We start from the raw sequence: 6,900 nt of genomic DNA, 5'->3' as shown, positions 1-6,900 counted from the left end.
GTGAACTAGTGGCGATTCACTCTTGCTACACGCGCCCGCCATTCGCTTAGACTAGTTCCTCCTTCCTCTTTCAGAGTTCTAAAGCACTTCGAGAAAATATTGGAATAACCAGATTTACCTAAAGACGAACGAATTTCCTCCTCGTAAATAGTTAAAGAAAGTAATAACCGAGTAACGAGAGTCCTCTTCTTTAGATAAGGCGTATAATGAACTGTCGATAGACTAGCCTGTTCATTGAAAAGATATTCCGAAGCACTCGAAAAGTATTCCTTGTAAGCTAAGAATGCTTTCGCAACTACTGATTCCTTAGCCGATAACAAGGGGGTCTCTTTCACTTCTTTCGCTCTTTTTTTGAAATACTTTAACTGAACTTTTATTACTTGTTCATTTACGTTTTTAATTTCGATAATGTTTCCGGCTTTAAGCTCCTCTATATTTGAGGGCTGAACAGCCTGTGCAGCGATAAGAAATGACATTAAGTATTGTTCTAGAGCGGAAGGAGCCCGAAGGTTACCAAAACGTAATATATCAGTCTTATGATAAGAGTTACTTGTTCCAATCTTACTAATCTGTTTGTCATATAAAGAGTTTTCGCATTCAGAGGTTTTCACAAACTTTGACTCGTTAATAAAATCGATTTGGAAAAGTTTTAGTAGGTCCAGACTTTTTGTTTGATCGAATTGAGCCCCCATTTTCATTAACCAATGAACATAATACTTTACTTTCGTCTTTCTGGTTAAACTTAGATCTTCTGTGTAATTATCTGCTAAACCTGAATCTATAAAGGCTTTCTTAGTTTCTATTATTTTAGTTAATACAGTTGCAATAGTGGTTACAAAGCTACCTAAAAATATTTTCTGATTACTAAGCTCATAAATCTCGGTATCACTAAGGTATGTTCTAAACCAGCTTAGATTAAGGAAAAAATCAGAAAGGGCGACTTGCTCCCTTTTCGCAGACGCTGAATTTGGTTTATTATTAACCACGTCGCGAAGATAAGTGGCTTCTTTACTGGTCAAGCCTGGGTTACCAAGCCCCTTTGCTAGCATATTTGAAACTATACCAACGTTTGTAGACTGCGCTTTTACCTTCTTAATATTTATCCTATAACTTGAGAAGTTAGCTAATATACCTACTGTAAACTCTTCATTTTTTAATTTTTGAACATAGGGAAGAAAGCTCTTAAGTGCTGTCATATAACTAGTTTTTGTTTGCTCTGACAGGTTACTAAACCAGTCTAAATTTATTGCGGAATTTATCGCTTTAATTATACTTGCTCTTTTATAGCAATCTGGTTCGAAACGATACTCATACTTTCCAATTAACACTCTAGTACTGTTTGCAGTCACGTTTATCACATTTGAATTCAAAAGTGACTCTTCATCATTTTTCTTAATTTCAGTCGAGCTTACTAATTCTCGCATATAACTAGAACTCTATACTTTCTTTTATTTTTAAATCTTCAAGAAGTCGAACATATCGGCTGGTTGTGGACGGATTTGCGTGCCCTAGTCGCTTACCGACTAAGTATAGTGCGTTTGCCTCACTGTAATATTGGCCTGATTTATCTTTAATTAAAGTTGCGAAATATTCGGTCGCAAACGTGTGACGAAGCTTATGATATGAGATAGGTGCTTCTTTTAAGACTGAAGTCTTTCTAGCCTTAAGAAAGATATTTGTTGCATGCCTGTCTGAAATAGCTTCCCCTTTCCCCGCGGAGTCATACCTTATGAAGAGATGCTTACCTTCTCTTTTTTCATTGCTTTTCTGAGTATAATATCGTCTTTCATTTTTATAGTAATCGTAAAAATCTAGCAGTAGTTGACGAGGGATATAAATTACACGAGATTTTTTAAATTTTGTGTAAACACCATTTAATGTATATGCGAAAACTTCGCTAGTTTCGTTATCAGCCTTTTTAAAAAGTGACAGCAGACCAGGCTGACGAACTTCTTTTATATATTGGTCAGTTAATAATAAAGCACGGTTTTCAGAACTTCTTAGGCCTAGCTGATACCCACAACGTATGATTAGCCGATCGCGATCATTACTACACGCCTGCTTTATAATTGTACGTTCTTCTCTAGAAACATAGTCTGTGGCGGAGTGTACAATTGTTGCAGAATTAAGATTAGCAATTATTTCACTGCGCAAATTTAGATTAGGTAAATCACCAAGATCGAGCTTCAGTAGGAATAACCGATAAGCTGATAGGGCGCTTTTTGCTACCTCTACAGTAGCAATACTGGTTACTCGCTTACCGAGACTCTCATTCAGATACCTATTCATAAGACGGTCGGAATTGATATCAACAAATGACTCCTCGAGTTGGTCACAATATTTTGCGAACTCAAAAACGCGAGCTACGTATGTTACACAAGTGCTCTGTGTAATGGAGTGCTCTTGGATAAAAGTCTCTCGCCTTACTGTACTAGCTAAGTCTTCAGTGCGAACTTCTCGCGTTATATAAGCAATCGAACGACTGAAGCAGAAAATTGAAAAGAGAGTTGGCAACAACGCAAGACTTCTATCATCGTTCAATAAAACATCGAGACGTTCAAAATGCTGCTCCAAGATTTTTACATCTTTGAGTATTAGTTTCTTCACTAACATTCCGGGATATTGGTACGTAACCAAAACTGTACCAACAATTACGCTAGATGACTAACAACAATTAGTCAGAAGCCAAGTACTTTCTCCCTGAACTGGAAAAACAATCAGCCTATCAGCTTTAGTAACTAGAGACCATTATAGGATAGGGCTAACAAAATCATGTTTACTGGTACGGGTTACAAGTTTGCCGGTATTAGGCGGAATTTCAGGCTCAAATAAAACTAAATGCAGCATCGCTCATTTTCATCGCTTTTAGAAAAACGGTAGAATAGCAGAATATTTCTTTTTAATGTGTGTCTAAGCCGTGCCAAAGCAGAAAAATTATCAGCAAAATTACTCTTTTTGGGTTCGTTTAGCCAGCGCTTCATCGGTTGTTGTGGCGGCTATACTTATTGCTATAAAACTGTTTGCTTGGTTACAAACCGAATCCGCCAGTATGCTGGCCTCACTCACAGACTCCATTCTCGACAGCGGCGCTTCTATTTTCAGCTTTTTTGCCATTCGCTATGCGCTCCAGCCGGCTGACGAAGAGCATCGCTTTGGTCACGGTAAAGCCGAGTCATTAGCCGCTCTTGCACAAAGTGCCTTTATTGCCGGTTCCAGCATGTTGCTAGTGTTTCACAGTGTGCAGCAACTCATTCAGGGCGGCAGTGTTCCGAAAGCTGGTTATGGCATCATTGTTTCTATTATCGCGATACTAATTACAACGGTTCTTATTGTCATTCAACGCATTGCGATACGGCAAACACAGTCACAGGCAATTCAAGCCGACAATTTGCATTATCAGTCTGACATTCTGCTAAATGTGGCTGTCATTGTCGCTCTTATGCTAACCAGTATGGGATGGTTTTGGGCAGACAGCGTATTTGCTATTGGCATTGCGGTATACCTCATTATTGGTGCAATAAAAATTGGTTGGGACGCGTTCCAGTCATTAATGGACAGAGAACTGTCTGAGGAACACCAAAAACAAATTGCTGAAGCAACCATGTCGGTTGACGGGGTTAAGGGTTTCCACGGCTTAAGGACTCGTGAGGCGGGTCCGGTTCGCTTTATTCAGCTTCACATTGAGCTCGATAACAGCTTATCGCTGCTGCGCGCCCACGCCATTGCGGATGACGTTGAAGCTGAACTGATGAAAGCCTTCCCCGGAGCCGATATTATTGTGCACATGGACCCTGAGATTGTTGCAATAGTGGAAGGGTCTGCTCAACGATAGCGTTCAAGACGGGCGTTCGGTAACAGTCTTTTTCCATCATCAGTTCGTGATACGCCCCTTCTATCGTCCTGAAAGTGAAGTGGCCTTCTGTTGCTTTTGCTGCCACCGCTAACTGCCCTGTTTTCGAAACGACTTTGTCGGCGCCGGCGCGAAATAGCGTCACCGGTATGTTTATTTTATTGACGACATCCTGCGCAGCCTTCGAAGCTTTTATCGCTTCATACAACCAATTAAAAGTTGGGCCTCCAAGCTGCACGCTAGGCTGAGCCTCATACCCATCGCGAAAAGCATCGTATCGTGTCGAGCTTTGAGTCAAAACGTTATCCTCAAAAGCAATACGCTGATAATTCTTCATGCCCAGAAAATACCAGGGTCTCGAAAACCAGCGGTTCAGGCGCGCTCCGACACTCACGACAAGCTTCGCTAAGCTGTACGGCACACCGCCTGTATCAATTGAGAACATAGGAGCTGACAAAATGAGCGACCGATAACTATGCTTATAGTTAGCGCAATAAAGCGTAGCTATGGTGCCCCCCATCGAGTGAGAGAACAGGGTTTTCGGCACATTGCCAAACTCTTTCTCAATTTCATCGTTAAACCCTGCAAAATCACGGACAAAATCATCAAAACTGTCAACGTGACCCTGATGTGGGTTGTCTGTCAAACGGTCCGACAAACCCTGTCCTCGGTGGTCGATAGCAGTGACTGAAAACCCGTACTGTGCCAGCTCCCAGAATAATTCCTGGTACTTTAACGCAGACTCAATGCGACCCGGGCTAATAACAACCAGCGGCGCTTCTGGAGTGTGTTTATAAGAGGCATAGTGCAACGTTAAGCCGTCGTCACCTTTAAAATACTTCGACTCAACCTGCGTGTTCCAAAAAGGCACAATAGTGTCATCAAAAAAGGCTCGCCAATTCGGCGAGTCATCGGAAGGCTTTTGTTTAAGAGGGTCGTTTAGCGACATGCGTGCTGCTCAAATTACCGTTTTGGCAATTCTAGCACGACTTTCAGTCCACCTTCAGGGTGGTTTTTAGCAGTGAGGCTGCCTCCAAGAACTACCGCTGTTCTTTGGCTTAAAGCAAGACCTAAACCAACGCCCGCTTTATGGTGACGGGCAGGGTCTCCACGGTAAAACGGCTCAAATAGCTTAACAAGTGTCGACTCTTCCACACCCGGGCCATGGTCGCGTATTATCACACACATATTGTCGCGACCTACTTCGCAAGACAGTTCCACGGTACTTTCGGTGTAATGCAGGGCGTTTCTCACGATATTTTCAAGCACTAATCGGAAAAGCTCTGCATCAGTTTCAATCTCTGGCCAGGCATCTCCGAGCTTCACTAAGCGCTCCTCTACCTCTGGTTTTTGGTAGCACATATCGTTAATAAGCTGCTGGACCAATTCGCCACTGTCCAGCGATTCTTTATTCAACTCGATGAGTCCATTTTCCAGGCGGGAAAGCGACAAAATACGCTCGATGATAACGCTTAAACGTTCGGTATCCCGGCGCAGTTGCTGCCAGTTAGGATCATCCTCATGCGCATCGGTTTCGGTTAAGTCCAACGCCACTTGCATACGCGCCATAGGAGAGCGCAACTCGTGAGATACATCACTTAATAGTCGCCGTTGGGCATCTCGCGACTTGGCTAAGTCCAACGCGGTTTGCGACAAGGCTCGCGCCAGCTCACCCACTTCATCACCCCGCTTTGGCAGTCGCTTCAAGTCGGGCTTTGCACTGCCCTTTGCCACTTCTCGCATACCTAATATCATTCGGCGAATAGGCCGAATAAGCCAAATACCTAACAAAATTGCGAGCACACCACTTCCAATAATCACGGTCAGTGCGCGCGCCTGCATCGATTCTTGCTCCAGCTTCTCTTTATCAACGTATTCGGCGGGCCCTAAAGGCCGAGTGACCAATATTTTATTGCCATTAAGCTCAAAAGGTCCCATTAACAGCCGTTCATCCAAAGGGATTTGCTGTGGTTGCTCTTGCCCCAACATACGCAGCAAAGTCGAGCCATGCTTAATACGTAGTAGTTCATCCATCAGAAGCTTTTCGCTACCCGTATTGGATAGTTGAGCAGCCACTCGATAGTCGCCAGCAATGAGTCTACCTGGTTGAAGAGAATGGAAGGTGAGGGCGTCACTAAGCAAAGGTTGCAAAGTTTGGTATATTTCAGGTTTTAGCGGAGAGAGTTCTGCCTTTGGCTTATTCCATATCGCTAGCAGGTAGCCACTGGCGGCAGTCACCGACAGCAGCGCCCAGAAAACCAGCAGCAACCTTAAGGTTAATGACCGATACCACCGCGTGCGTCGTATTTTCATAAACTCGCGAGTATGCGATAGCCACGACCACGAATGGTTTGAATACGGTCAGGTTTGGTTGGTAATTTTTTGCGGATATTACTAATGTGAACATCTAAGCTGCGGTCAAAAGGCTCCATCTTACGACCTAAAGCTGCCACTGATAACTGATCTTTACTGACCATGTGCCCAGCCTGTTGCATTAAGCAACGCAAAATATCGAACTCCGTGGGCGTCAGTATCAGTTCTGAGCCATCACAATGAACCTCGGTGGTTGCGGGGTCTAAGTTAATACCACAAACGGACAACTTCTCGCTTTGCATTGTCGTATTTGGCGTACGACGCAGCAATGCTTTAACCCGGGCAACCAGTTCCCGTGGGTTAAAAGGTTTGGGCAAGTAGTCATCGGCACCCAGCTCAAGACCCATAACACGATCTTCGTCGTCGCCGCGAGCGGTCAGCATTAACACTGCAGTATCTCGGTGTTGCTGACGCAGCCGTTGCAACAGCTGCATACCATCGATACCCGGCAACATAACGTCCAGCAATATAAGCTCGTAGTCGCCGTTGAGAGCTTCATCGAGACCGGTCACGCCGTCTTCCGCCGTTGTTAGATCAACAGATTCTCGCTTAAACAACTCCGTCAGCATGACGGACATTTCGCTATCATCATCAATGAGTAATACTGAATGTCTCATAACTTGTTGTTCTCTCCAGAAATAAATCCATGATCCAAAATGACCACTCAATATACGACT

The 6,900-nt window shown here is 43.6% G+C and carries 6 protein-coding genes; 1 reads left to right on the top strand and 5 read right to left on the bottom strand.

Annotated elements, in window-relative coordinates; translation table 11 throughout:
• Positions 1 to 5 precede the first annotated feature (5 nt).
• Both CWI73_RS11370 and CWI73_RS11365 read right to left on the bottom strand, forming a co-directional pair.
• Positions 6 to 1,424: a hypothetical protein gene (locus tag CWI73_RS11370; RefSeq protein WP_126752885.1), complete on the bottom strand. Its 1,419-nt coding sequence runs from the start codon at positions 1,422 to 1,424 to the stop codon at positions 6 to 8.
• A gap of 4 nt (positions 1,425 to 1,428) precedes the next feature.
• A complete protein-coding gene (locus CWI73_RS11365) occupies positions 1,429 to 2,607 on the bottom strand; it encodes a tyrosine-type recombinase/integrase (protein WP_157980639.1) in 1,179 nt (392 codons plus the stop codon).
• A gap of 310 nt (positions 2,608 to 2,917) precedes the next feature.
• On the opposite strand from CWI73_RS11365, the gene fieF reads away from it, so the two are divergent.
• Positions 2,918 to 3,832, top strand: a complete 915-nt coding sequence (gene fieF / locus CWI73_RS11360; RefSeq protein WP_126752883.1) for a cation efflux pump FieF — start codon at positions 2,918 to 2,920, stop codon at positions 3,830 to 3,832.
• Here fieF and CWI73_RS11355 read toward each other — a convergent pair.
• From CWI73_RS11355 to CWI73_RS11345, 3 genes are read right to left on the bottom strand one after another with little or no spacing between them, the layout of a single operon-like run.
• Positions 3,774 to 4,799, bottom strand: coding sequence for an alpha/beta hydrolase (locus tag CWI73_RS11355; protein ID WP_126752882.1), 1,026 nt, complete (start codon positions 4,797 to 4,799; stop codon positions 3,774 to 3,776). The genes fieF and CWI73_RS11355 overlap by 59 nt on opposite strands.
• A gap of 14 nt (positions 4,800 to 4,813) precedes the next feature.
• Positions 4,814 to 6,163: a sensor histidine kinase gene (locus tag CWI73_RS11350; RefSeq protein ID WP_126752881.1), complete on the bottom strand. Its 1,350-nt coding sequence runs from the start codon at positions 6,161 to 6,163 to the stop codon at positions 4,814 to 4,816.
• Positions 6,160 to 6,840, bottom strand: coding sequence for a response regulator transcription factor (locus CWI73_RS11345; RefSeq protein ID WP_126752880.1), 681 nt, complete (start codon positions 6,838 to 6,840; stop codon positions 6,160 to 6,162). Before CWI73_RS11345 ends, CWI73_RS11350 begins: the two co-directional genes overlap by 4 nt.
• Positions 6,841 to 6,900: the final 60 nt, after the last annotated feature.

The organism is Idiomarina piscisalsi (assembly GCF_003987095.1).
In the GTDB taxonomy this organism is placed as follows: Bacteria; Pseudomonadota; Gammaproteobacteria; order Enterobacterales; family Alteromonadaceae; genus Idiomarina; species Idiomarina piscisalsi.
The sequence above is the reverse complement of the archived record's forward strand: the minus strand, read 5'-3'. Positions and strand labels throughout refer to the sequence as shown.

Bases quoted from the DNA above. Each gene is read 5' to 3' on its own strand.
- CWI73_RS11370 (WP_126752885.1), bottom strand. From the start codon at position 1,424: ATGCGAGAATTAGTAAGCTCGACTGAAATTAAGAAAAATGATGAAGAG.
- CWI73_RS11355 (WP_126752882.1), bottom strand. From the start codon at position 4,799: ATGTCGCTAAACGACCCTCTTAAACAAAAGCCTTCCGATGACTCGCCG.
- CWI73_RS11350 (WP_126752881.1), bottom strand. From the start codon at position 6,163: ATGAAAATACGACGCACGCGGTGGTATCGGTCATTAACCTTAAGGTTG.
- CWI73_RS11345 (WP_126752880.1), bottom strand. From the start codon at position 6,840: ATGAGACATTCAGTATTACTCATTGATGATGATAGCGAAATGTCCGTC.